21 protein-coding genes and 4 pseudogenes are annotated in these 25,397 nt (G+C 41.4%); 10 read left to right on the plus strand and 15 right to left on the minus strand.

Annotated elements, in window-relative coordinates; translation table 11 throughout:
• Positions 1 to 739 precede the first annotated feature (739 nt).
• From tnpA to tnpC, 3 genes and pseudogenes are all read left to right on the plus strand, one after another.
• Positions 740 to 1,063 (plus strand): IS66 family insertion sequence element accessory protein TnpA, encoded by a 324-nt coding sequence (gene tnpA, locus RI196_RS15385; RefSeq protein WP_066247376.1) that lies wholly within the window; start codon positions 740 to 742, stop codon positions 1,061 to 1,063.
• Positions 1,060 to 1,416, plus strand: a complete 357-nt coding sequence (gene tnpB, locus RI196_RS15390) for an IS66 family insertion sequence element accessory protein TnpB (RefSeq protein WP_063389611.1) — start codon at positions 1,060 to 1,062, stop codon at positions 1,414 to 1,416. The genes tnpA and tnpB overlap by 4 nt, the downstream gene beginning before the upstream one ends.
• A gap of 59 nt (positions 1,417 to 1,475) precedes the next feature.
• Positions 1,476 to 3,053: pseudogene (tnpC, locus tag RI196_RS15395) on the plus strand (IS66 family transposase).
• A gap of 278 nt (positions 3,054 to 3,331) precedes the next feature.
• Here tnpC and RI196_RS15400 read toward each other — a convergent pair.
• From RI196_RS15400 to RI196_RS15415, 4 genes and pseudogenes are all read right to left on the minus strand, one after another.
• Positions 3,332 to 4,132: an ExeA family protein gene (locus RI196_RS15400; RefSeq protein ID WP_063389145.1), complete on the minus strand. Its 801-nt coding sequence runs from the start codon at positions 4,130 to 4,132 to the stop codon at positions 3,332 to 3,334.
• Positions 4,125 to 5,375 carry an IS481 family transposase gene (locus tag RI196_RS15405; RefSeq protein WP_311066471.1) on the minus strand — a complete coding sequence of 417 codons (1,251 nt, stop codon included), beginning with the start codon at positions 5,373 to 5,375 and terminating at the stop codon, positions 4,125 to 4,127. The genes RI196_RS15400 and RI196_RS15405 overlap by 8 nt, the downstream gene beginning before the upstream one ends.
• A 140-nt stretch (positions 5,376 to 5,515) precedes the next feature.
• Positions 5,516 to 5,719, minus strand: a complete 204-nt coding sequence (locus tag RI196_RS15410) for a hypothetical protein (RefSeq protein WP_235600483.1) — start codon at positions 5,717 to 5,719, stop codon at positions 5,516 to 5,518.
• Between the two features lie 141 nt (positions 5,720 to 5,860).
• A pseudogene (locus RI196_RS15415) lies at positions 5,861 to 6,079 on the minus strand (DUF6431 domain-containing protein); the annotation flags it as partial.
• 455 nt (positions 6,080 to 6,534) lie between these two features.
• On the opposite strand from RI196_RS15415, the gene RI196_RS15420 reads away from it, so the two are divergent.
• From RI196_RS15420 to RI196_RS15445, 6 genes and pseudogenes are all read left to right on the plus strand, one after another.
• Entirely contained in the window at positions 6,535 to 7,206 is a 672-nt protein-coding gene (locus RI196_RS15420) for a response regulator transcription factor (protein WP_222422768.1), read from the plus strand.
• Positions 7,207 to 7,300: 94 nt separating this feature from the next.
• Positions 7,301 to 8,504, plus strand: a pseudogene (locus tag RI196_RS15425) (transposase).
• A 167-nt stretch (positions 8,505 to 8,671) separates the two neighbouring features.
• The gene (locus tag RI196_RS15430; RefSeq protein WP_066247379.1) at positions 8,672 to 9,739 is read left to right on the plus strand and encodes a sensor histidine kinase; all 1,068 of its coding nucleotides are present in this window, start codon (positions 8,672 to 8,674) and stop codon (positions 9,737 to 9,739) included.
• Between the two features lie 107 nt (positions 9,740 to 9,846).
• Positions 9,847 to 10,491: an ABC transporter ATP-binding protein gene (locus RI196_RS15435; protein WP_066247412.1), complete on the plus strand. Its 645-nt coding sequence runs from the start codon at positions 9,847 to 9,849 to the stop codon at positions 10,489 to 10,491.
• Positions 10,492 to 10,782: 291 nt separating this feature from the next.
• Positions 10,783 to 11,139: a hypothetical protein gene (locus RI196_RS15440; RefSeq protein ID WP_066247382.1), complete on the plus strand. Its 357-nt coding sequence runs from the start codon at positions 10,783 to 10,785 to the stop codon at positions 11,137 to 11,139.
• Positions 11,140 to 11,180: 41 nt separating this feature from the next.
• A complete protein-coding gene (locus RI196_RS15445; RefSeq protein WP_311066472.1) occupies positions 11,181 to 13,160 on the plus strand; it encodes a bacteriocin-associated integral membrane family protein in 1,980 nt (659 codons plus the stop codon).
• 164 nt (positions 13,161 to 13,324) lie between these two features.
• Here RI196_RS15445 and RI196_RS15450 read toward each other — a convergent pair whose 3' ends face one another.
• The 9 genes and pseudogenes from RI196_RS15450 to RI196_RS15495 all read right to left on the minus strand — a co-directional run bounded on the left by RI196_RS15450 (position 13,325) and on the right by RI196_RS15495 (position 21,650).
• Positions 13,325 to 13,615, minus strand: coding sequence for an oligopeptide/dipeptide ABC transporter ATP-binding protein (locus tag RI196_RS15450; protein WP_311066473.1), 291 nt, complete (start codon positions 13,613 to 13,615; stop codon positions 13,325 to 13,327).
• A gap of 96 nt (positions 13,616 to 13,711) precedes the next feature.
• The gene (locus tag RI196_RS15455) at positions 13,712 to 14,284 is read right to left on the minus strand and encodes a nitroreductase family protein (protein WP_261308716.1); all 573 of its coding nucleotides are present in this window, start codon (positions 14,282 to 14,284) and stop codon (positions 13,712 to 13,714) included.
• A gap of 5 nt (positions 14,285 to 14,289) precedes the next feature.
• The gene (locus RI196_RS15460) at positions 14,290 to 14,847 is read right to left on the minus strand and encodes a nitroreductase family protein (protein ID WP_066247387.1); all 558 of its coding nucleotides are present in this window, start codon (positions 14,845 to 14,847) and stop codon (positions 14,290 to 14,292) included.
• A gap of 77 nt (positions 14,848 to 14,924) precedes the next feature.
• Positions 14,925 to 16,697 carry an aminopeptidase gene (locus RI196_RS15465; protein WP_311066474.1) on the minus strand — a complete coding sequence of 591 codons (1,773 nt, stop codon included), beginning with the start codon at positions 16,695 to 16,697 and terminating at the stop codon, positions 14,925 to 14,927.
• 49 nt (positions 16,698 to 16,746) lie between these two features.
• Positions 16,747 to 17,418: an AroM family protein gene (locus RI196_RS15470; protein ID WP_066247389.1), complete on the minus strand. Its 672-nt coding sequence runs from the start codon at positions 17,416 to 17,418 to the stop codon at positions 16,747 to 16,749.
• A gap of 1 nt (position 17,419) precedes the next feature.
• A complete protein-coding gene (locus RI196_RS15475; RefSeq protein ID WP_311066475.1) occupies positions 17,420 to 18,355 on the minus strand; it encodes a DUF1177 domain-containing protein in 936 nt (311 codons plus the stop codon).
• Positions 18,356 to 18,369: 14 nt separating this feature from the next.
• Complete coding sequence (locus RI196_RS15480) at positions 18,370 to 19,419, minus strand: S-methyl thiohydantoin desulfurase family protein (protein ID WP_066247401.1); 1,050 nt, start codon at positions 19,417 to 19,419, stop codon at positions 18,370 to 18,372.
• A 14-nt stretch (positions 19,420 to 19,433) separates the two neighbouring features.
• Positions 19,434 to 21,006: pseudogene (locus RI196_RS18635) on the minus strand (OPT/YSL family transporter).
• Positions 21,003 to 21,650 carry an aspartate/glutamate racemase family protein gene (locus tag RI196_RS15495; protein WP_066247406.1) on the minus strand — a complete coding sequence of 216 codons (648 nt, stop codon included), beginning with the start codon at positions 21,648 to 21,650 and terminating at the stop codon, positions 21,003 to 21,005. Before RI196_RS15495 ends, RI196_RS18635 begins: the two are co-directional and overlap by 4 nt.
• A gap of 432 nt (positions 21,651 to 22,082) precedes the next feature.
• Here RI196_RS15495 and RI196_RS15500 point away from each other — a divergent pair, with 432 nt between their 5' ends.
• On the plus strand, positions 22,083 to 23,312 hold the full coding sequence (locus RI196_RS15500) for an IS110 family RNA-guided transposase (protein WP_027725928.1): 1,230 nt from the start codon (positions 22,083 to 22,085) through the stop codon (positions 23,310 to 23,312).
• 166 nt (positions 23,313 to 23,478) lie between these two features.
• Here RI196_RS15500 and RI196_RS15505 read toward each other — a convergent pair whose 3' ends face one another.
• Positions 23,479 to 24,306, minus strand: a complete 828-nt coding sequence (locus RI196_RS15505; protein ID WP_311066477.1) for an ABC transporter ATP-binding protein — start codon at positions 24,304 to 24,306, stop codon at positions 23,479 to 23,481.
• A 39-nt stretch (positions 24,307 to 24,345) separates the two neighbouring features.
• The gene (locus RI196_RS15510; protein ID WP_063388410.1) at positions 24,346 to 25,380 is read right to left on the minus strand and encodes an ABC transporter substrate-binding protein; all 1,035 of its coding nucleotides are present in this window, start codon (positions 25,378 to 25,380) and stop codon (positions 24,346 to 24,348) included.
• Between the last annotated feature and the right edge of the window lie 17 nt (positions 25,381 to 25,397).

A 25,397-nucleotide genomic window follows, 5' to 3' on the forward strand; every position in this document is an offset into this window, starting at 1 on the left:
TCTTTCAAATGTTCTATTTGCCAAATGCCTCTTTACCTGAATTTAGTGATATTTGATCAATCATATAGGTTTCTGCCAACTGTCTGCAGCATGCACACACTGTTATGAGGGCAAGCACATTTTTCACAGGTTTTAGGGTTTGCAAATTCCCTTCCTTACCGGATCATGCCGATTGAAAAAGGAAATCCTCATTTCCCTGACCACATATCAAAAGCCCCAAGTTTTTCCAAATACCACCTCCTGATAGAACTAAAGTTCTATGAATCTATTTTCATTTTATTACAATACAGGAAGGTATTTCAAGAATACCATGATAAAAAAACCTGATTCCTCCCCCCTTCATTACATTTAAAGGTGCGGGGTGAATCGGCAGAAATGAAATGCTAGTTTAAGAATGCATTAAAGAGATTGGATAATGCGCGACCATGATTAATATTGTACATATCAAAATCACTTAAAGAGAAAAAAACATGTACACTCTTAAACAGTCAAAAATGTACATGTTTATGGTTCTTACTCAATCTTGGTGATGGGAAGGGGGTTAATGGGGAAAATGAGTGTACAAATATGTATTTTTAGCTCTGCGTTATCGAACGTAGGAACCATGTTTATCCTGCTGACTTTTACAGCAAAAAAAGAAATTCCATTCGTTTATTTGTAAGCGTCAAATACTCAGCACCTTCTAGTTGTGAATGTTACATGAGATAATCTCCATAGAAAAAATGCTGGAGGTTATGCTATGAATGATGCTGACAAAAGAATAGAATGGAAATCCAGGTATGATGCTTGGAAAACAAGTGGATTGAGTGCTGCTGAGTGGTCTCGCATCAATGATGTAAAAATACATCAGATGTACTACTGGATTCGAAAGTTTCGTGAGGAAGAAATTTCTACGAACGAGCATCAATCAAAATGGTTGACGGTGGATGTCCAAGAAATCTCCTCCCATCATACGGGTCAGGAATCTGTGCTTATTCATTACGGTGCACTGTCCATCGAAGTACGTCCAGGCACCGATTTGAATCTACTTTCCGATGTAGTGCGTGTGATTCAAAATCGATGATATCTAACGCAAATTTTGAACGAGTGTACCTTGCACGTGGAAGCACCGATCTCCGGAAATCGATTGATGGTCTCGCAGTCATCGTCAAAGAATGCTTCGATTTGGATCCATTTTCCCCTTGTTTATTTGTTTTCTGTAATCGGAAAAGGGATAAACTTAAAATTCTACAGTGGGATAATAATGGGTTTTGGCTCCATTATCGAAGATTAGAAAGAGGAACTTTCAACTGGCCATCTGAACAAGAAGGAGTGCCGATGGATATCAGTCCTCGTCAGCTACGCTGGTTATTAGATGGCTTATCCATCGAACAAAAACAAGCCCATCCCACAGTGAAAGCACGCACGATTCTATGAAATTAAAAAACTTGAGAATCCGACTGGTCAAGCCGGATTCTTTTGCGTATACTGGAACTATGAAAAACACGGACACAAAAATTCAGGAAACAATTGAATACTATAAAGCGCGTAACGAAAAGCTTGAAATAGAAAAGGAAGCTTTGGAAGCGAAGCTAAAATGGTATGAGGAGCAATTTCGGTTAAGTCAACAACGTCGTTTTGGTTCTTCCAGTGAGAAGACCAATTCAGACCAACTGTCCCTTTTCAATGAAGCTGAAGCTACCGCAAATCCTGATGATGAAGAACTGACGATTGAAACCATTACATATACACGCAAGAAGGAGCGAAATCGTCGAGATGAAAAACTAGAAAACCTGCCTACTGAAACGGTGGAATACCGTTTGCCAGCTGAGGAACAGGTTTGTTCGTGTTGCGCTGGACCTCTACACGAAATGAGTACGCAAGTACGCAGAGAAATAGAAGTTATTCCAGCACAAGTAAAAGTGAAAAAGCATGTCCAATATGTTTATAGTTGCCGTCATTGTGAACGCCATGAAATAGAAACGCCTATTGTCACGGCGAAAATGCCGGCTCCTGTTTTTCCGGGAAGTCTGGCATCTCCATCGTCAATGGCTTATACGATGACGCAGAAATACGTTGAAAGTATGCCTTTGTATCGCCAGGAAAAACATCTGGAGCGATTTGGCATATTCATTTCCAGGCAAACTTTATCCAATTGGATTTTGTATGGAGCCGACACCTGGTTGAGTCCTGTTTACGACCGAATGCGTAACCATCTATTGAATCAGGATATCCTCCATGCGGATGAGACCACCTTACAGGTTCTTTCAGAACCTGACCGACGAGCGACTTCCAAATCATTTATGTGGCTTTATCGGACAGGACGAATGGGGCCTCCAATTGTTTTGTATGACTACCAGCGAACCCGTGCATCCAAACATCCTTTACGATTTTTGGAAGGTTTCCGTGGATATTTACATGTGGACGGGTATGCCGGTTATAACGGAATCCCTGATGTCAGTCTGGTCGGTTGTTGGGCTCATGCCAGACGTAAATTCACAGAAGCTTTGTAGGCTCTTCCTGAATCGGCTAAAACTACTCACGTTAAAGCCAAAGAAGGTCTTGCATTCTGTAACCAACTTTTCTCGATAGAACGGGATTTAAAGGACGTTAGTCCTGAAGAACGTTATAAGAAACGTTTAGAACGCAGCCAACCGGTATTGGAGGCTTTTTTGGCATGGCTTCATGAACAAGCCCCAAGAGTGTTGCCAAAAAGTGCACTTGGGCAAGCCATTAAATATTGTCGTAATCAATGGGACCGTTTAGTAGCTTTTTTAGAGGATGGTCGTTTAGAAATTGATAACAACCGCGCAGAACGATCCATTAAACCGTTTGTAATCGGGAGGAAAAACTGGCTGTTTAGCAATACCATAAAGGGGGCTAAATCCAGCGCAATCATTTATAGCATTGTGGAGACTGCGAAGGAAAACGGATTAAACCCATTCAATTACCTTAAATATTTATTTGAACAGCTTCCAAATATTAATCTGACTGACAAAGAAAAATTAGATCAACTCCTTCCTTGGTCCACAACAATTCCAGAAGAATGTCGTGTTCCTAATAAAGCTAAATAAATCATAACAATAGTCCACATCTAAAGGTAGGTGTGGACTATTTTACGCTTACAATTCTAACATTTTGAGAAACATACAGATAAGTTATAAGTGTACCTAATCCTGTAAATTAGCACACTATTTTAGAACCACTTTTTTCAAATTATTTTGGACTAAAATCGGAAATACCTCGCAAAATGTTTGCGAATTCTCTCCGATTTTGCACGCTTTTTCCGATTGTTTGCGCACTATTTCAGACGAGAATCGTAAAACCAAAAGGAGCCGTTCGGCCCCTTTCATTATGCCCCTGTTTCCTCCACCGCCATTCGAACAATTTCTTCGTCAATCACGTCTTTTTTTAGCTGGTAGCCGTATAAAAGGCAGGTAGTCGTTAACGTATTGATGACTCGTGGCCATCCTTGCGACTGTAGGGCAATTGCCTCTAGAGCCGCAGGGGTAAAAATCGAGTGTTTTACCCCTGCTTGCTTCATTCGCTGCTCAATGTACGCTGCCACTTCTTCTTTGGAGAGTGTTCCCATCCGATATCGCATGATGATTCGTTGCTGAAGCGGACGATGGTGATTCAAGCGCAGTCGTATCTGTAAGTGCGGCAGCCCTGCCAAAATCAACACGAACGGATTCGTTGAATCCATGTGAAAATTAAACAGAATGGCGATATCCTGCAAAAACGCATCTTTCGCTAGATGCATTTCATCAAGCAGAATCACAGGGGTGATTCGACGTTCATGATACATTCGTTCAATTCCTTGTTGAATTTGGTAAAACAAGTCCACCTTGCGGTATTTCGGCTCCTCGCCTAACCCTAAGGCTAGTCCTCGATAAAAATCCATCACACCACCCGTTGATAACGGGAAATACACCACGTGATACAACGAAGGATGTAACGATTCTTTGAACGTCCGAAGGGCGAACGTTTTCCCCACCCCCGGCTCTCCTGTCAGTAGACCGATTCCTTTCGTTCGTTTCACGTAATCCAATGCATGTAATGCCTCTTCGTAAGAAGACCCTCGATATGCTTCAGACGGACTTGTGTCTTTCGAAAACGGCTCTCGAGAAAGGGAGTAGAACGTTTTATACATCCGTTCCTTCCTCCTTTCCTAGTCCCGTAAATGGCGATCGATGGCGTTTCACGTGGGCATTATCGTGCAGACGCACCAGCGTCGCTTTCGCTGCTTCTTTGCCGTCTTCGTATACATACACCCCTTGCTCATCATACCGAATTTCCACTGATTGTCCGATAAACCGAGGTGGAACCTCATACAGCTGTTTGTTTAACGTAATCGTCCCATCGGCTTTCACTTTGCGAAACTCTCGCTTCAAAAAGACCGTATCCAGCCAAGTCGCATCCTCCACGAATGATACTACTTGCACTTGCGATTGAAACACTTCATGCGGCGTTTTTCCGTCTAACGACGCATGGGGCTTCCGGTGGTAGTCTTTTTCGAGCCACTTCCAGAAGCGTTCGTTCAGCTCTTGAAGCGACGTAGCCGGTTTCATCTCCAACAACGGGGAAAACCGAGTTTGCACCGTCTTAAAAAATCGCTCGATTTTCCCTTTGCTCTGTGGATCATATGGCTGCGTATGAATGAGCGTGATCCCTAATTCTGCGCAAGCATATTGTAGTGTCTCCGATCGATAAATTTTGCCGTTGTCCGAATAAATTCGTTTCGGCTTCCCGTACCGAAGCAGCGCTTCTTTGGTCACGATCCGCAACCCGTCAAATTTCTCGGAAGAGAAAAACTGAGCGTACGGTACGACCCGCGAACAGTCATCGATGTAGGCAATCAAAAATGTTTTTTGCGCTTTTCCATTCTCTCGTATCATTGGACCATGGGACAAATCCCCTTGCCATAACTCATTGACTCGATCGTACGCAAACCGTTTTCGTTCAGGAATCGGTAAAATTTCTTTCCCCACGAGGTTGTATTTTTTGCACAATCGATATATAGTAAAGTAAGATACAAGTTGTTTTTCGATTTCCCCCTGCTCAATAAGGTGTTGGTAAAACACCGTCACGGGCATGTGGGGAAGTTTTTTTCTTAGGGTTAAAATATGATCTTCGTCTTCAGGTGACAGCCTTCGGGAATGACCACGGTCTGACCGTCGTTTTGGCTTCAGCGCCTCAAAGCCCCCTTTTTTGTACTGCGTGCACCAATCTAGAATCGTCTTCGCTGCGATCCGTTTCTCTCCATAGTGCGGAACCCAATGCATGCGCGTTGACACCTCCTTCAGGTACGATGTCCGATCCACCTGCCCATTGACTAACGGTGCGATCAATCCATACCGAAATAGGGCGATTTCTTGTCTCACCGATTCGTCCATCAGGGTTTCCTCCTTCTTCGATTTTGCGGAAGAACCAACAGGTTCGTCCTGCCTTCATCATAACCCATCACTTTCCACTCGTCGACGCAAAAGGTTTGTGGAATCGATTGCTTTTGGAAATAGATCCAAAAAGAAACAAATTAGGCACCGAATCTATTCGCTAAAAAATGGGTAGATTGTTCATTCCACATCGCTTGGATGAGTTTTTCCAAACAGACCTCCTCCATTTTTTGAATCCACTCCTGTGCTTGAACGAGTGGTTCATCGGACAACCCAAGAATTCGCTTCCCTTTGGTTTGAAAAAACCAACGAAGCCACGGTAAGTTGGAGAGTAGTCGACGCATATAAAAATAGACTCCTTGTCGGGTAGGAAAGAACCTTGACGAACGTGTCCCCTTGTCTAAGAGAAACGAGAGGCGCTCGTTGATGCATGGGAGGATCGTCCAAATCGTGTATTGGAAATAAGGGAAGAGAAACGTGGGAAGCACCGTAACCGTCTTTTGGCATATCGTGCATCGATAACGAGCAATCCAAATCCGATAGGCTTCTTGTCCCATTAATGCATTTCGTTCATAATAGCCGTGACGGTAAAGGGTTCGCTTGACTTGGCAATGTGGACAACGATGGATCGACGGAAAAGCATTCTGTTTTCCTAAGTCCGCATAGGTTTGCACATCGATTCCAAAGTCGTACAATCGAATCACGGTCTCGTTCTCCCCCTCCGAAACAATTTACTAAAAATTTAGCACACTCTTTCAGAAAAGGGGAGAAGAACATCCCGAAGGAATTTGCAAAAAAGAAGGCTTTTTATGCGGAGATAAAATGATAATTTACACTAATCCATTAAAAGTGTATGAATGGAATTGAAGAGAGTGTAAAATATTTTGTGTAAATAGAAATGCATTAAATAATGTCCATAGAAAAAGGAAGACCCGTTCTGTAGAATAAAGTTATCCGGGGGAAAAGGCGAAATCAGAATGGATACTGATGTTTGAAGCCTTTGAATAACAATTTTGATTTGGAAATACAGGAAAGTTTTATTTTGGAAAAAGTTTTTACGACTAAAAAAACTCTAAAACTATTAATATTACTGTTAGTCGGGAGGTTAAATGTGAAAGAAAGTATACTTATCATAGAAGATGAAGTCGGTTTAATTAAAATGCTAAAACGTTTATTGGAAAAGGAAGGATTTCAAGAAATATATCAGGCTGAGTCAGGATATGAAGCTTTGGAGACGATTAAGAGAAGCAGGGTTGATTTAATACTGCTCGACGTCATGCTGCCTGATATAAATGGATTCGAATTATGCCAAAAAATTAGAGATATATCAGATGCACCTATTATCTTTTTAACTGCACGTACAACCGATATGGATAAATTAACCGGTTTTTCCGTTGGCGGCGATGATTACATCACGAAACCTTTTAATCCGCTCGAAGTAGCAGCGCGAATAAAAGCTATATTACATCGTCAAAAGAAAGCATTATCGAAATTAAGAAATATATTTCAAACCGATTATTTTACTCTTTACTTTGACCAAGCAAAGTTAGTTGTAAATGGTGAAGAAATACGTTTACCAGCTATGGAATTTCAATTGCTAAAATTCATGTGTCAAAATCCTAATCAAGTATTAAGTGTTGATCAGTTATATGAAAACGTATGGGGAGATTATAATGCTGTAGGCAAGGAGAATACAGTTATGGTCCATATCAGTCGTTTGCGACAAAAAATAGAAAGAGACCCTAAAAATCCAAGATATATAAAAAATGTAAGAGGGTTAGGATATATTTTAAGTATTGAGCATTTTGCAGATTTTTTAACCCAAGAGTGACAAGGTTTTTAACGAAATAAAAAAGGACTTCACCCCTAAAATGTAGAATTTTTGAAGTGACGAAACCACAAAAATTCAAAAGGAGGAAGTCACTTTGTATATTCTACAAGAAAGCCTATTTTCCTTTGAAGAACTGCAAAAATTAGAGTCAAAAGAGAAATTACCTATCTTTTTTAGCTCGCTTGATTTACGCCCTTATGCTAAACAGTTGAGAAGTTCTTCACCCCGAGGGGCTGACGGTCATTCCAGAGAAGGGATTCTAAGGGCTCTCATCGCTGCCCCACTCGAAGGCATCGACACCTTTACCGCCCTTCATCATCGATTGGATAAAGACCTTCGTTTCCGTTATCAATGCGGTTTATCGATTGATCGCCCCGCACCGTCTATCTCCACTCTCAGCCGGGTTTTTGCGGCACTTACCAAAAAAAAGCTGGCTGAAAAGATCTTCCTTGACTTGGTACAGTTAGCTCAGGAGGAAGGAATAATTGACGGCAGCCACCAGGCCATCGACAGTGCCGCCATTGATGCCTATGAAAAGAAACAGCCCAAAAAGCGTAGTGAACAAACGGGTAATGCTAATTGGGGCGCAAAATATGATTCCTTCGGCAATAAAATTACCTGGTTTGGCTATAAGATGCATCTTTCAGTCGATACCGCAAGCGAACTGCCAATGGCCATAAAAGTAACCCCCTGCCCATGTGAACGATGGAGAAGTCGCACCAGAATTAATAGAGCAAGTGGCAGAGCGTACCAAATCCAAAATTGAATTTCTGATCATGGATGGCGGATATGACCAACTAAAAAACTATGAATCTGCCAAAAACATTGGAGCGCAAGCCATTATCCCGCTCAATTTGCGCAACGAAAAAGAGCCTCCTGAAGGGATTTCTTCCAATGGAACTCCGCGTTGTTCCATGGGTTATGAAATGACTTATTGGGGAGCTGATAAGGACCAGCTCAAGTTCAGATGTCCTCACGCAACCGGCAAAGTGGATTGCCCATTAGGAATGGTAGCCTGTTCATCTTCCAACTATGGAATGGTGGTAAAAGTCGACATCAAAAAGGATGTGCGCCGATATTCCAATCCGCACCGTGATACAAAACGTTGGAAAGAGCTTTACAACGAGAGGACAAGTGTAGAACGCTGTAATTCAAGAATGAAAAGCTACCTTACGGCGAACTCCCTACATGTATGGGGAATTGAAAAAGTAAAGACCCATATTTACCTGAACGCTATTGTATTACTTGTTTCAGCGCTAGCGATGGCAAAGGAAAATAAAGGGAAGAAAGCCGCTTAAAAAAATTCAATGTGAAAAATTCTGTAGGTATGCCCGAAAACAAGATTATTGTAATATTTTGTAAAATAACATACTGGTAGCTATTTGTCGAGTGCTTTATTTTTTATACTTTTATCCAAAAAATCTAATTTTGCAAAATGCTCTATTAAAAATCGTGAGGGACTTAAATGAAATTAGAAAAAAAAATTACATTAACGATCATTACGATATTTCTAACTTTCGGTTTTCTTTTTTTTATTACAGGATTCTCTATTTTTCAGCTTATAAGTGATATTTTTACGATGGACAAAGTATTTTCCTATAGTTTATTTCTGCTGTTCTTTATATGTATTTTCATGCTTATTGGGTATACTATTAATCAAAAAATTAGAAAACCGCTTACCTACATTGTACGTTGGATCGATCAATTATCAAATGGAAACTTTAACATGCCTGAAACAACAAAAGATGACACTATAAAGAAAATGAAATTTGGATTTTTCTCTGAATTGAAATTAAAACTAGAGCGTTTGACGACTCAGCTTAAAAGAGCGGAGGACGAGAGGAAAGAATTAGATGAAATAAGAAAAAAATGGACAGCCGGGGTAACACACGATTTGAAAACACCACTTTCGTATGTGAAAGGCTATGCTGCTATTCTTCGTTCTGAACATAAATGGAATGAGGATGAGATTAAAGAATTTGCTGGCATTATTGAAGAGAAGGCTTTATACATGGAACAGCTGATTGATGATTTAAGCGTGATTTATGAATTTGATAAAATGCAAATCCCATTAAATCTACAATCAATTAATCTAGTTGAGTTTATAAGGAACGTATTAGAAGATTTTAAAAAATACCCAATGGCAACAGATTATCCAATTTATTTCCACACGCATGGGATAGATGACATCTTATTATCCGTTGATCCGACATTGTTAAAAAGAGCGTTGGAAAATTTTTTGATGAATGCCGTTAATCACAATCCTATCGGGACAATGATTACAATAACGTTAGAAAGATTAGAGAAGGAAACGATGATAGAAATTAGTGATAACGGGATTGGCATGGATCGTAAAATGCTAAAACGATTATTTAATCAGTATTATCGTGGAACATCAACCGATAAAACACACCTCGGTTCTGGCCTGGGCATGTCTATCGCTAAACAGTTTATCGAAAAACAAAACGGGGAAGTACATGTCATTAGTGAGAAGAATAAAGGAACGAAGATAATAATTAAATTTCCAAATTAAAAATTAAGATTCCGTTAAGACACCGTTTAAGAGGTGTTTATTTTTTTGTTTTAAAATGAGCATCGAATGCGATATTTAGAAGTAATACGATGAAGCAGGTGAAAAAAATGCTTATTGAAGCACGGAATATTTCAGTAAAAATTGGAACCCGAACAGTACTAAAAGAAGAATCGGTTACGTGTAAGCCAGGGATGGTGACAGCTTTTATCGGCCCTAGCGGAGCGGGAAAAACAACTTTGTTACATTGTCTTGGTTTGTTGTTGCCGATAGATAAGGGAAGTATCTATCTGAATGGAATGGATATAACAAATTATAATACTTTTCAGCGTCGTCAATTTTGGCAAAAACATGTGTCTTTTATCCTTCAAGATTATGGAATTATGGACGAGGAATCAGTAGCTTTCAATGTAACTATGAAGTCTAGTCTTTTTGGAAAGCGTATCGGCGGAAATAAAGAACGATTGCTGCAATCGCTCGATCAAACGGGACTTAAAGGAAGGGAGAGTGAATTGGCCAGCTATCTAAGCGGTGGTGAAAAACAACGATTAGCGTTAGCTCGTGCAATTTACAAAGATGCAAATATTTTATTAGTAGATGAACCAACTGCATCACTGGATAAAGATAATCGCCAACTGGTGATACAGTTACTAAAAAAGTTTGCTAGACGCGATCGAACCGTTGTTGTATCCACGCATGATGCCGAGATGATTGCTGCGAGCGACGTCATTCATGAACTCAAATTTCCAACTTAATTTTGATAAATGTACAAGCGGCAAAACACATTGTGAAGCGATCTGAATTTGAGCTGCTAACATCTAACGTAAAATGAAAAGAGCCGGAAACAAAATACGTAAAATTGGATGAAAGGAATAATCACAGTCCCCATTGACAAATACGATAATAGTCTAGTTGTGAAGTGTCAAGGGAGAAAGGAGAAAATAGCTATTGTCAAATTCAGCTTAACTATGGATTGTTTGCGTTTCTCAAGCTCAGCTATACAACAAGATATAGAAAACTAAAATTCAATTACGGGGAGGATATCTATGAAAACAACTTATAAAAGAGTCATAAGTGTAATAATGATGATATTAATAACGGTTGCATTTGTACTAATAATGGTCGGATACCCAATGCCATCCAAAAACGCTCATCCACCATGTGAACAATTACCATCTGTCCAGGAGGTTGCTAAAGCATTAGATGACCATCAAGATTTCGTTAAAAAAATTGAAAACATTGGAAAAAACATTCAAGTCGAAGTCGGGCAACCGTGTTCCGATGATTCAGACCGTGCCTTAATTGAAGTTACGTACGATTCGAAAGATGAAGAAGAGTCCATTCGTGAACTGATTAAAAATAGTGAAGGATTAGGTGTGCCAATCTATTTAGTGAAACGATAGACCAATGTGGAATTTTCATGTAAAGAAGTGGTGATGGGCAGATGAACATTTATAAAAAAATAATTATGATTGTTTCATGTATATTATTTTCTTTACTAGCATTACTCGCAGCAATTATTACCGATTTAAATGATCGGGATTTTCCACAAGCGATTGGAAGTAAAAGCAGAATTTATCTTAATTTTGCAGAATCAGAAATTACGATTAATGATACGTATTTAAAGTTGACAGAATTTGATAAGGAGCTTAATCTTGGGCTTGTTAAAATCGCCCCAGACTTGGATGATGATGGAAGTAGTGAAGTTTTTATTTCGCTTAATCATCATTCTTTACCAAATCAATTTACATGGTTTCGCGGTAATGAAACGGGGAAAATAGTTCAGAAAAATCGGCTTGCCAACTCTTTTCCAGACGGAGTATATCTAGTTACGAACGATACTTCACATCTAGAGGAATTTGTCGATACTTTACAAAATATGGGGGTAGAAGTCGTTCGGCGCGATGCTTCGGTTATTGAAAATCTTCTATTTGTTGTAAAAGAGAAGGGATTTGCCATTGCTGTTCTTGCATCACTTGCACTAATTACGTCGCTTGCTTTATTTTGGTTGTCGATTAAGGCACGCGGAAGAGCAATACGGCTTTTAAATGGTTCTCCTGCAATGGAAATTCAATGGCAAGATCTCAAAGGATTTTGTGAAGCATTGCTCCTATCAGCAGGAATAATAGCTGTCGTTTCCACGTTCTATATAGGTCTGTTTCATGGCTTCATGTATATTCGCGTATTTCTGAAAGTGTTAATAAGTTTACAAGTAGCAGTGATTCTTTGCTCTATCCTTATCGTACTCATTATGTCTTTTGTTGCACGGCCAAGCACGGCGATGTTTGCAACAAGACAGCCGCCAGTAAAACGTTATCGGCCGGTTGCAATTATGATTCAGGCATTAACATTCGTTTTGGTCATTTCTTCAGTAGGTTCTACATGGTCCATTTATAAGCAATCATCAGAAATGGCAGCTGAGCTGGCTCAGTGGAAAAAGCTTTCAGATCAAGTCTCAATTGTGTTTGCTACAAATAATGATGAGATGAATCGTACAGAGTCAATGATTAGCGAATTGGTAAAGGATGCTGAATCAAAGGAGTTGGCAGCTTTTTCTTACACTTATACTAAGGAAATGTGGCCAACGGTTAATTTTCATCATTACTCAGCTATTTCTTTTGTGAACGAGAAGTGGCTAGACCTGATTACAGCCGAAATTGACAAATCGGCCGTGGAAAATGTTTCCAAACAGGACGTCCCAAAGGAACTTCTTCATGAAGTGAAGGAAGAGATAAGTGTATTCACGAAAGAAGAAAATGTAAATTATTTATTCGAACAAATACAATTGCGACAACCTATTAAAGGTTCAAAACTTCCCGTTATGTTGGGCGGCGGAGATAGCAGTCTTTATTTTGGAGATGATATTTTATTCGTTATTCTTCCTTCATTGCACGATACCTATAGTGATTCGAATTTAACATCTTTAATTTCTACTGGAAATATAATTTTTACAGGTGTATCCGAAACGCAAAAACTGTTAGAACAACATAAGCTCGATGCACAATCTCTTCGCAGCCAAGGGATTACAGGTGAATTACACGTAGTTTATATTGCGGAAGAAGGAATACTGCGTGCGCAGTTCACAGCATATTTAGCTTGGTTACAAAGCCTTTCATTCATTATGTTAGTTGTTGCTTTCACTATTTCTACTGCAATTAGTGCATTAATCACTGCAACTTTAAAAGCCAAACGTGATTTTCCATTAAGATTAGCGGGTAATCTTTGGATGCGAATTCTTCAAAGTCGAATATTAAAGGAAATTGTGACAGGAATTATTTTAATAATAATTGTTTTCCTAATCCAAGGAGCTGATAAGTTAGGTATCGTGTTATTAACGTCAATTTATGGGCTTATTATCGTTTTGATATCCCATTTGTTTGCAGTAAATTGGTGTTTTAATGGAGTCAGAAGAAGAAGAATTTAATATATGAATCTAGGAGATTAAGAGCTGTTTTGAAGTTTATAGTGAAGATGTCGTAAACAATAATCGATGTGCAGAAATCCCAAAAAAACAAAAGCTAACAAAGGATGAACTAAAATTATTTATCATCCTCTGTTAGCTTTAAATTATCTGCGTAATTATTCAACTCAAGAATTAGCAGATACCTCTATTTCCATTTCCCGTTTGTACTTTTCGATTAGACTACATCTGGAAAAGTGTCCCCCACCAACTTCGACAAAAGGCGGAACTTCTTTACATATGTCTTCAGCCAAAGGGCAGCGGGTCCGAAAGCCGCATCCGGAAGGCGGGTTGGCCGGAGACGGTACGTCTCCTCGTAAAATGATGCGGTCTCTTTTCTGCTTGATGTCGGTAGACGGGATTGCAGAAAGCAGAGACTTCGTATAAGGATGGGAAGTTTCCTCAAAGACTTGATCCACCTTCCCTTGTTCGACAATTTATAACGTTATCCTTCAAGAGCAGTTTTATGGTCATCATGAAAAGCGTTGACAACTTCTTTCATACATGGGTCTTTCTTAATCAAAATACGGTGCATTATATATGTTATGATGTGTCAGCCACTTCGGATCAATTTTATGTTTCTGCTCTGTCTTTTCGGCAGGATAACCCATCGGAATCAGACCAAGGGGTTCCACGTAGGAGGGCAGCTGTAACAGCTTTCGCACTTTGTCTTCAATAATGCCTCCAACCCAACAGCTTCCTATCCCTAATTCCGTCGCAGCTAACAGCATGTTTTGAACAGCCGATGCCGTATCAATCACGGCCCATTTGTAAGCTAAATCTCCATATCTTGCAACAGTACGCTTATAATTGACACACGGTACAATGATGATTGGTGCTTTTTTTACCCATGATTGATTTTTTGCGCCTTTGGAATAAAAGCCGCTAAAAGTACAGCTGCATAGTTTGTCTTTCATATCCAAATCATCAATAATCAGAAATTCCCAAGGCTGCATATTTCCGCTAGCCGGAGCCCTTGTCCCCGCTGTAATAATTTCTTTTAAGATATGCTGCGGCACCTGTTTATCTTGAAAAGCACGACAACTTACACGTTTATAAATGGCTTGAATTCGTTTGAGCTGATTCACCTTATTCAAATCCAAACCTCCTCGCTCACAATCTCTGATACGGACAATCGCGGAGGCTCTTCTGCTTTAACATCACTATAGCCTGCAGTCAGAATAGCAACAGGCATAACATACCAAGGTAAATCTAAGTTTTCTTTCAATTGATCCTGATCAAATTCACGAACACAAGCCGTAGACAAACCAAGGGATTGGGCAAGTAAGCGGAAATTCTGAATCGAAGCGTTCACCTCTTGTTTCGCAATGGATAAACCTTGTTCTCCCACCCTTGCAACAGCTCTTCGTTTCTCTACTAAAACAACACAGACAAAAGGAGCATTTAGCAACCATGATTGAGCACCGTAGCTATCCTTTGTTAAATAAGGGTTTAGCGTTGCCTCAACCAGCTTATTACGTTTTTCTTTGTCCGAAATAAGTAATAGCTCACCAGCTTGAGAACTCATCGTAGTTGGCCCTGCCGCAAAGGCAGTATACAGTTTGGTTAAAATGTCTTCAGAAATTGATTCGTTTTTGTAATTTCGGACATTGACAATGCCACGCATTAACTTTAATAAATCCTCTGACATAATCATCTCTCCAGTTTGATCGCTTATTCAAACAGCGCTTTCCCATTGGCGGGATTCTATATCGGGTCCAATGAATGCTATTCCATTTCTATCGTCGGATTTTTCGTTACACAGTCAATATGCACATCCGCCTTTATAGTACCTCCAAATGTATGATTGGAACCAAAGGCTACATGTATAGTATTATAAGCCTTTTCATCCTCCAAAATATTCCCTGTTATCCGTGCTGCATAGTTTGTACCAATTCCCAGTTCAGCAAGCATACGGCCGTCTCCTTCTCCAAGTAGTTTTAATAGGGCAGCTCCATCCTCGCCGGTTGCGTGAACAAGTCTACCTTCCTTTATAGTTAGTACAATAGGAGAATCCAGCAACCCAATGCCTGCAATAGAACCGTTTATTTCAATTGTCCCTACTGCCTTCCCTTCTAATGGAGCAATAAAGGCCTCCCCGGAAGGCAAATTCCCGGAAGCAGCTTTTTTCCTGAAGACTCCTGTACTCGGAACCCCGCTTCTTCCTTCCACGGGCACAATTAACTTATGATTATCTCCAGTATAGATTGTCACTTTGTTCGCAGCAGTCAATCTATCAGTCATTTCCAAAGTTTCCTTCTCGACCCTGCTATAATCTGCACTCATCGCTCCGTGAAGAAACATATCCTCTGTAATTCCCGGCATTGTAATGACACTTATCCCCTTGGCATTCGCATTTTTTCGGGCTTCCGTATGGGTTAGGGAATGTTTTGTCAAACAAAATACCAAGTCATACTGAAGCATGGCATTCGCCGCGTCCGAAGGCGGCTCCTCGCCTGACTTATTTCGGTCCTCCATTATGTGCAGCGCGACATTCCAGCCATCCCCTTGCAGCGCTCCAGCGAATTTTTCCCCTAATGATCTTGTACTCTGATCCGTTAATACAAAAATGCGGATATTCCGGTCTACAAAAAAATTATTTTTCATCAGCTTTGATACGATTTCCTGAAATTCCATATCTTTTTTACCTCCTTTGTTTTGCGTTATATACACACTAACTAATACAAGAATTAAGGCAATCATCGTTCCTATGTTCAGGGACTCGTTCAAAAAAAGTACTCCAAGAAAAATGGTTGTAATTGGCATTAAAAAGGTTATCAACATCGCAAAAATCGGACCGCCACTCTTTACTAAGTAAAAGAATATCACATTACCAATCCCTGAATTAAAAACGCCTAATATTAAAAGAGCTGCAAGATTTTCCGCTTCTGCCAATTGATGGATACTTTGCGGCTGAACCGCTGCCATCAAACCCCCTGCAACTACAGTGCCGATAACCATTGTCATAAATGATAATGTAAAAACCGATAAATGCTGCAGGTACTTTGTGATTAAAACAGAAGATAATGAATAAAAAATGGCTGCAGTAATTAATAAAGACGCACTGCCAACTTCAAATCCTGCCCCAGATGCAGGTCCGAGAAAAAAAGCAGTCACTATACCTGTAAAACCAATTAAGATGCCGAGAAATTCCTTCCACCGAATATTCATCTTTAAAATCAGCGCACTGAACATTAAGCCAAAAATCGGCACCGTTGCATTCAGTACTGCACTAATGGTAGTATCCAGTTCTTGTTGACTGTAACTCATTAAACTCCATGGAACAGCTGCATTCATTAGCGCAATGCTTAAGAGTATTGGCAGACGCTGGAATTCCTCTTTATTTCCTTTCCAAATAAAAAAGGGAAATAAAGCAGCTGCACCAAATAAACAGCGATAAAAGACGATCGAAAATGGATGAAAATCCGGCAATACGATTTTGGTGAAATAAAAAGTTGATCCCCATAACAAACTCAATAAAAATAAAGCGATGACTGGCATATCAATTCCATCTCCAAACAGGGATAGATCCGGCTATCGCCGGATCTGATTAAAACACATATTCTGCTGCAATACGCGCTATTAATGTTCTTGGCAAGATGACCGGTCCGTCGAATACTTGTTTTACTTCATTTTTATGGGATTCATGATATCCCATACAGTCCAGAACAATCAGGTCTGCTCCTTTTTCCTTCAGTCTTGCTCCGGCTCCTTTCAAATCGCTTTCTTCATATGGAGAAGCAGCTTCAACGACTATGTCCATTCCGATGCCATGCCATTTCTCGACAAGAGATTTCTTTTGTTCTTCTAAAGGAATTATTAATCCTAGCGTTCCTTTCGTCATAATTGCTTGGACCGAGTGTCTCAGCACTTTGTCTGGATAAAGCACCGGCTTTGTATTTTTTAATGTTGGAAAATCGCCAGTGCAGAGCATAATGGTGACATCTGTTTCTTTCTCCAACTCCGTCAGCTCTTCCTGCAGCAAAGGGAGCAGTTTGTTTTTATCGATTTTCACGCTTTTGCCATTTCTAAGCCTTGATATATAGGTTGTTGTAGTAGTAGGACCCGGGGTGATTTCAGATAGCGTTTCCTCTGTCAAACGATCTAATCCGCCTCGTTCGATAATTTCGATATTACTCCCTAATATTCCTTTTATAGACGGGGTAACATCGGTGCGGGGTGACTGGCCAATGGTCAGTACTCCTACTCTTCCTCGCTCCATATCATTCATTCCCCAACGTTTGTAAATGTTTCATAGAACCATATAGCGCTTCTATACGTTTATATTCTTCTACGTCATAGAATTCGAATTGTTTTTTAGTATATTCTTTCGCCACTTCGATAGAGAAACGAACAGCTTGTGCAATATCTACTTCATGGCTTGCCCCGGTGCCGCATCCAGGAACCGCTGTCCTGGCAACAATTGCTACACCGACAACCGGCGCATCCGTTGCGACAGCAGGCTGAAGAATACTGTTGATATGGTACAAGCCATTTCCATATGGAGTAATGTCTTGTGTCGTTACCGCAAACGTAGCTGGCAGATCCCCTGTCGTCATTTCCATAATACGAATTAGATCATCATTAATTTTAAGGATATAGCCGGATTTCACGGTTGGAGAAATGGCAATGCCCTTATGATTAAATACTTTATTTCCCTTAGTCGTATCAATGGATAAAATAGCATCCATTTCTGGTGTTACTTCGTATTTGTTCATGGTGAATATATCTACCGGAGAATTCATAAAATCTACCGGCTCATGCGGTTCGGTCGGTGCATCTGGACATATATGCGTTGTTACACAAACATCTCCTGGTAATCGATCTCCTTTTTCAGACATGACCGCAAGCTTTAACGCCGTTGCGATGGCAGCAACCGCACCATCCGCATCTGAGACTAAACCAATTCGGCTTGGACGTGCACCGATTCCGCCTAATCTGCCGACAACTCCTAATGTTGGTGCATCGCCACCGGAAGATTTACCGTTTTCCCCTTTGATCGTTATTTTAACAAAGTCGGTCGATCCTTTATCGCCTTTCACCGTCTCGTAGGATGCCTCAACATATTTTTTGTCTTTAAAAAGATCGACTACTTGTTGACCATTGATATTTGCATCATCGAGCAATTCCATAACTTCCATCGTGTACTTTAATGACATAGTAAACCTCTCCTTTAAATAATCTCTTTTTGGATAATTGGTTCGATCTTTTTCAATAGATTTTTGTTAAACATCGTAGAACTTAATAGTAGATTATCCTTTGGCACCGAGATTACAGCGATATGAAGCCCCTCTTTCATTTCCGCACTGACGATCGGCTTCCCTGTCTGGGCATCGAATGTCATGATGAGATCAGGAAACGTTCCTTTGCGTACACCTTCCACTTCAACCGTCATATATTCATTCCAAAATGTTAATTCCAAATCATCTACATGCACGTAGCCAACGTCAAAGCCGCCTTCCTCTTTTAACTCAAACTTTGAGACTCGGCCGGAATGAATAACACGGCCCTTTAGATAGGAAGCAACAGCTTCAATGCGCTCCGGTCCTTCTGGTACAGAGAGAAACACTTTACCTAGCTCCATAGCTTGGGTAATGCCTCCAACGGCTGCATTTTCTTTAATAAATCCGATATGAACAGGGTTTCGGCAAACTGCAACCATCCCTCCAGCATAAATGGAAACATCGCGAACAACATTGGAAGCAAGGTCTAAACTCCCTACAACAGAGCCGGCTACTTTTCTCTCTCCTTTTCCTCCTGCATAAGTTTGCACTGACTTGTATTCTTTAACTTCGGATAAATTCATTGATCCCATGGACCCTGTTGGGTGGGCTCTCCCGTTACATGGTGCGTCAATGACAGGCAAGCCCACCGCTGCTGCCTGCAACCATCCATTAATAGTAGTGGCTGCTCCATTTTCATTGGTCATCAAAGCTTTAATCGGTTTGTCAAATTCCTTTTGCATCCGCTTGACCGTATCGATTAATTGACTGCTGTCGACGTAAATATTCTTCGCGGATGGAGCGCCTACAAGAGAGACACAAGCGACATAATCTTCTGTCGATAATTCATCAACAGAGACTAATGCAGGGGAGCCGAAGGTGAAGGCTTGTTTCGCCTTTTCCAGACCATCTTGGATCCACCCGCCGCCTCCTCCTCCTAAGATGCAGCCGCCATACACCGCATGTTTCGCATCTTCCATTGTCAAAACCTTAGTTGCCATAAGAAGAACCTCCCTTATCTAGCTTTCCAGATGGATGAGAAGAAACTATATAAAGCATCTCCAGCGATAAAGCCGGCTGCCATCGTAAACATTGTGTTTTCAGCCTCTTTGCCGCGCAACTTAATCACTGTAACACGGATTAAAATACCTACCAATACTGCCCACCCAGCAATAGGATTTGTTATTAACAGTCCCGTAGCTAACAAAATACCCATTTGCCGTTTGGAGCCGCCAATGAACTGAATGATTGCGCCAGGAATTGCCCAAAGCAAGAGCATGAGTGCAACATTTCCAGATAATCCCGACTCGATCGTTACTGCATAGGTCCGGTCCACCGGAGGAACTAAGTCTTGGGCAAAGAAATTATTCGCAAACAATGTCACCATGACAATCGCTACACCAAACCCAATCAGCGCACTCTTCAACTGTAATTTACGACCATAAAGTTCCTGTTCTAATGTAGAACCTTTGCGAAGAAGATATCCTGTCCTAAAGTCATATCCCAAATCGGCAAAGGCTGGTCCGGTTGCAGCGGTATATCCGGTAAGCAAAGCCAAAGCAATTGGAGGAAAGCCTAGAATTAATCCGATAATTAAGGAAATTAATGTAACCGCAAATGCTGGGAACCACCCAGAGTGCATCGCCGCAATACCTACAATAATCTCCGTAACCAGGGCTGCAAAAGCTGCAAATAGTACAAACAGAACGATTTGATGTACAGGCATTTCCGCAAGCAAACCACCCATGATTGCAACGATAGCTGCTCCGACAACATACAGTATGAAACCGAATCCAAATCCTTTTTTTCAAATCTTCCTCTGTCCGAGTAAATTGACGTTGCTGTTCTGCGCTATTTGCCGCTTCTTTTTTATCATTCCTTATTTTTATAAATGCGAAAATAAATTGGAATAACGCAACAATCCCTGCGCCGATCATCATTCCATGGGGAATATAGTAGTCCCCTAAATTAACTCCAAACAGCGGTTCCGCATAACCATTTAACAATAGACCTGCACCAAACATCGTTAACGCCCATATATTCCCGATGAAGGCAACCCCAAAGGCTGACATGGAAATTCCTAAATAGGATCCCGCTATACCGCCAAGAATACCTAAACCTAGGATTTTTGCCTTCTTTCCGCCTTCGTCTCCTGCTTTTAATGCCTCTGCAGTCGCAACTCCTGGCGGCCACGTTTCTTCTGCACTAAAGAAACTCGTATCAAAAACTTTGTAAAGGATAAGTGCATCAATAATTAATGCGATTCCCGCACCAATCAACATCGGAACAATTAATTCCGGCAACCCCATTACATAAGGAATACCGACAGGAATTAACAAACTGTTGGCTGCACCAAACGTTGCAGCAGAAATGGATGTTTGAATTAAGTTTTGATTTTCCAAGGAACGGTATTTATAAAATAATTGCATAGGAATCCTCGCAATGAGCATGGCAATCAGTGCTCCGATGATCGAGGTATTCGGTGTAATTCCGAGAGAAGTAATCAATTGCATTCCAATAATTGCACCAAAAATAGAAATTAAAATGGAAAATATGACAAATGATAGATCAAATGTCTTTGCATTCATTCGTTTCCCCCCCTATTTACTAATTGATAAGCAATCCCTTGCGCTTCCACCAAATCAATAATTGGAACATTAACTCGGCTCCTTAAATAGTCTTTGAGACGAATCGTTGAAAAACCGGTACAAGCGAACAAAATTGTATCCGCTCCAGAGCTAATTACTTGCTGTACTAATGCAAGCAATTCCGGTTTGGCATCTTCCCTAAACAAATCTGTAGTTTTCCGCAACGTTGGCGAGTAGGAATAAGAATGAAATTTTTCCCTTAACTCCTCCTTCATCCGTTTCGGCGGATCACTTGATATTCCGATTACACCAATCTTATTCCCTACCATACTTGCTGCATGTGCGCCGCAAATTCCTGCTCCGAGAACGGGTATCTTTACCTGCGCCCTAGTTTCTTCCAAGGCGGGATCCGCAGCACAGCTGATGGTAAGCACATCTACTTTTCCTTCCGCTTCCATTTGTCTGGCTAGTTCGATTATTTTTGGAATCGCAATCTCTTCCGAACGGTCATCATATATCCCATTTGGCTGAGATGGGATACATCTTGAAATCGAATTAATCTTGTACTTTTCATGCAGTATTGCTCCATGTTCTTGTAAAATATCATCTTGATCAGTCGTTAAGACACGAATGATTCCTAACATTTGCAACACTCCTCGTATACTAAGTTTCAGAAAGTTTTTTTATCGAATTTCCAGTCCGATACGCTCCTTGACAATCGCATATCTTGGGTGGTTGCCTTTGTGGGAGGGGCGCGCCCCTCCCACAAAGGGTTGAGCGTACCGGGGTTGGACTTTTCGCAATGTTCCTGGATAATGGTCTTAGGATCATCGGGGATACTCTTCTCACTCCTGTAGCTTTGACTACTTGTAAAGTCTGTCTCCTCGGCCCCTGTTTGGACGTCTAACCCGCAGGCTGTTCCCGTTGGTTTTCCCCATGCTGGAAGGAGCAGCTTCCAGGGCAGCCCATGGTCCAACGTGAGTTCTCATATGCGAGGGTGACTGGTCAACAGGCGCGATCCGGGGGCATCCCGAAGAGTCCTACCCCTCGATCCTACAACAATAGGAGGTGATCTCATGAAACTCTACGTCGGGATCGACGTGAGCTCACGCGACTTAGCCACCTGCATTATGGATCATGAAGGAAATACGTGCGCACGCTTCAAAGTGGATAATCATCTTCTGGGCGCCACCTTCCTTCGGGATCAAATCCTCCTGTGGGCTAACAAGCGAAAGCCAACCGAAATTCTGATCGGGATGGAAGCCACCTCGGTCTACAGTTGGCATCCAGCTATGTTTTTCCACCAGCAGGAGGCCTTGCAGGCTTGGAACGTCAAGGTGTTTACGATCAATCCAAAGCTCATTCGCAAGTTTAAAGAAGCCTATGTCGACTTGGAGAAAACGGATGACATCGATGCTTGGATCATTGCGGATCGGCTTCGCTTCGGCCGTCTGAAGATGACGGCTGTCCTCAAGGAGCAGTTTCTCGCGCTTCAGCGACTGACACGCATGCGATATCATCTCGTCCACCAGTTAACCCGTGAGAAACAGTATTTTCTCCAGCACTTGTTTTACAAATGCAGTTCCTTTACCCAAGAGGTGGACAGTTCGATCTTCGGACATGCCATTCTCGAACTGCTGCTTGAGTCGTGGAGCCTCGATGACATCTGCCAAATGGATGTCAAGCAGTTGGCCGACTTCCTGCGCCAAAAAGGGCGCAATCGCTTTGCCGATCCGGAATGCATCGCCAAGTCGATTCAAAAGGCGGCCCGTTCGTCGTATCGGTTGTCCAAGTGTGTCGAGGATTCCATCGACTTGCTGTTAGGGCTGTCGATTCAATCAATCCGCAGCCTGCAATCGCAGCTCAAAGAGCTCGATAAAGCCATTACCCGCCATCTTGAAGGCATTCCGAACACACTGCAAACCATCCCAGGCATCGGACCGGTTTATACCGCAGGCATCCTGGCCGAAATCGGGCAAATCGAGCGGTTTCACAACCAGGCCGCCTTGGCAAAATATGCCGGCTTGACATGGTCCAAGCACCAATCGGGCCGTTTTCAAGCCGAGGACACCTCCCTCATTCGTTCCGGCAATCGCTATCTCCGTTACTACCTAGTGGAGGCTGCCAACTCGGTGCAACGGCATGATGCGACGTTTCGTGCGTACTACCGGAAGAAGTATGAGGAAGTGCCCAAACACCAACATAAACGAGCCCTCGTCCTCACCGCTAGAAAACTCGTGCGTGTGATCGATGCGCTGCTACGCAACGGTCAAATCTACACGCCAAGAAAGGGGGAAGATCGATAAGAGGATCGATCTGGTATACCAATATCAACCTTTAGACCCAGTTTATTACATGTACCAATACTGGGTTTCTTCAGTATTGCCTTTTTTCGGATCATCGGACAAGGGAATTTCCAATTTCTATGATTTTTCACCTTGACATATTACCGCAGGACTTTTATTAAATTTCCTAAGCTGAATGCTCTTTTTTATGATCATTTTGCGATTTACTGACCTCATCCCGAAGTAAATCCCAAATTTGATGGCGAGTCTTTGCAAATTCCGGCGTGGAACGCGCATCGTCTTCCTTTGCTTGGGAATGAGCTGAGTTTGTAATAATTTGTTTTATCGTCCCCGGACGTGAAGTCATTACGGCGATACGCTGTCCTAAGTACACGGCTTCATCAATTCCATGAGTAATGAACACGATCGTCTTCTTTGTTTTTTCCCAGATACGAAGCAATTCGTTTTGCAATGTTTCGCGTGTTTGAGCATCCAAGGCCGCAAACGGTTCATCCATTAATAAAACGTCAGGGTCAAAAGCCAAACTTCTAGCAATAGCTACACGCTGCTTCATCCCGCCTGATAGTTCGTGGGGATAACGTTCTTCAAAGCCGGACAAGCCGACTAGCTCCAAAAAATGACGGGCGATTTCCGAACGTTCCTTTTTTGGCACACCTTTCGCTTTTAAACCAAACTCAATATTTCCCTTAGCTGTTTTCCAAGGAAACAAGGCGTACTGTTGAAAGACAATTGCTCGATCTAAACCGGGGCCGTCGATTTGCTTCCCATCTATTAAAATTTTCCCAGATGTTGGTTGAGACAATCCGCCGAGAAGATCAAGCAAAGTTGATTTTCCGCATCCTGACGGCCCGACTAACGTTAGAAATTCTCCATTTTTAACGGAAAAATGAACGTTCCTCAATGCGGTAAACTCTTTAAAGCTTCCTTTTCCCTTTTCAACATCCCGAATTTTAAAAATTTTTGTGACATGGTCAAATTGAATTTTATCTGTCACCTGTTGAACACCTCCTAAACATTTTTGTTCAAGCTTCCTTTAGTAAGGGTTGAATTCATTTGTGTATAAGTCATCCAGCCCAATTTCGCCTTTTTTCAACTCACCGCTTTTTATTAGCCAATCGATCCACACTTGAAAATCTTTCTCCTGTATATAACCTCCTTTCGAGCCGATTCCTGTACTTTTCCAAAATTTAACTGTTTCACCATCTTCTTTTCGTTTTCTTTTTTCAATAATTGCTTCATAACGGGCAATGACTTCTTCTCTAGGGGTTGAACGCGCCCATTCAATTGCTTTCGCTGTTGCTTCAACGAATTTTCTCACAGTATTCGGATTTTCTTTAATGAATTTCTCAGTAAAAACATAACTGCCCGCATTAAAAGCACCAAACAAATCATAATCACTAAAGAGCTTCCGAATCCCGCCCCTTTCTAATGCCCGGTCTCGCAGCATTCCGCCTAACACAGCTACATCAATTTGTTTATTACGCAATGCTTGTTCTGCATTGACTGGCGGAATCACCACTATCGTTACTTTTTTAATTTCTTCCTCTGTTAATCCATTTTGACGCAAGTATTCTTTTAACACGAATTCATGGTGTGCACCGAGAGTATTCATCCCGACTTTTTTGCCAATTAAATCTCGCGCCTCTTTAATCGGACTATCCTCTAATGTATAAAACCCACTGAACGTATCTTCATCGCTGCCGTAATAACTGATCACGGCTTTAATCGGGGCGCCGCTGGCTTTTAATTTAATAATTGCTCCATTAAATGCACCGCCAAAATGAATTTCCCCTGTTGCAGCTGTTTGGATATCCTGTGGTCCACTCGTTGTATTTCCAACCCATTCAAGTTTGATTGGATCTAAATAACCTAAATCTTCCGCCAATTCCGGGAAAGTGACTTGTCCAGGAGATCCTTGATAGCGCAGTGTCAGCGTCTCATATTTGCCATCACCTCCGGCTTTGCCTTCTTTTTCAGCAACTGTTTTGTTCTGACAGCCAGCAGATAAAACAACTGTCCCTACTAACAATAAAATTCCTATCACTCTGCAATTCTTCAACAACTTCATCTTACTCCTCCCTTTTG

Origin of the sequence: Aeribacillus composti, from assembly GCF_031760945.1 — a bacterium.
Lineage (GTDB): Bacteria > Bacillota > Bacilli > Bacillales > Aeribacillaceae > Aeribacillus > Aeribacillus composti.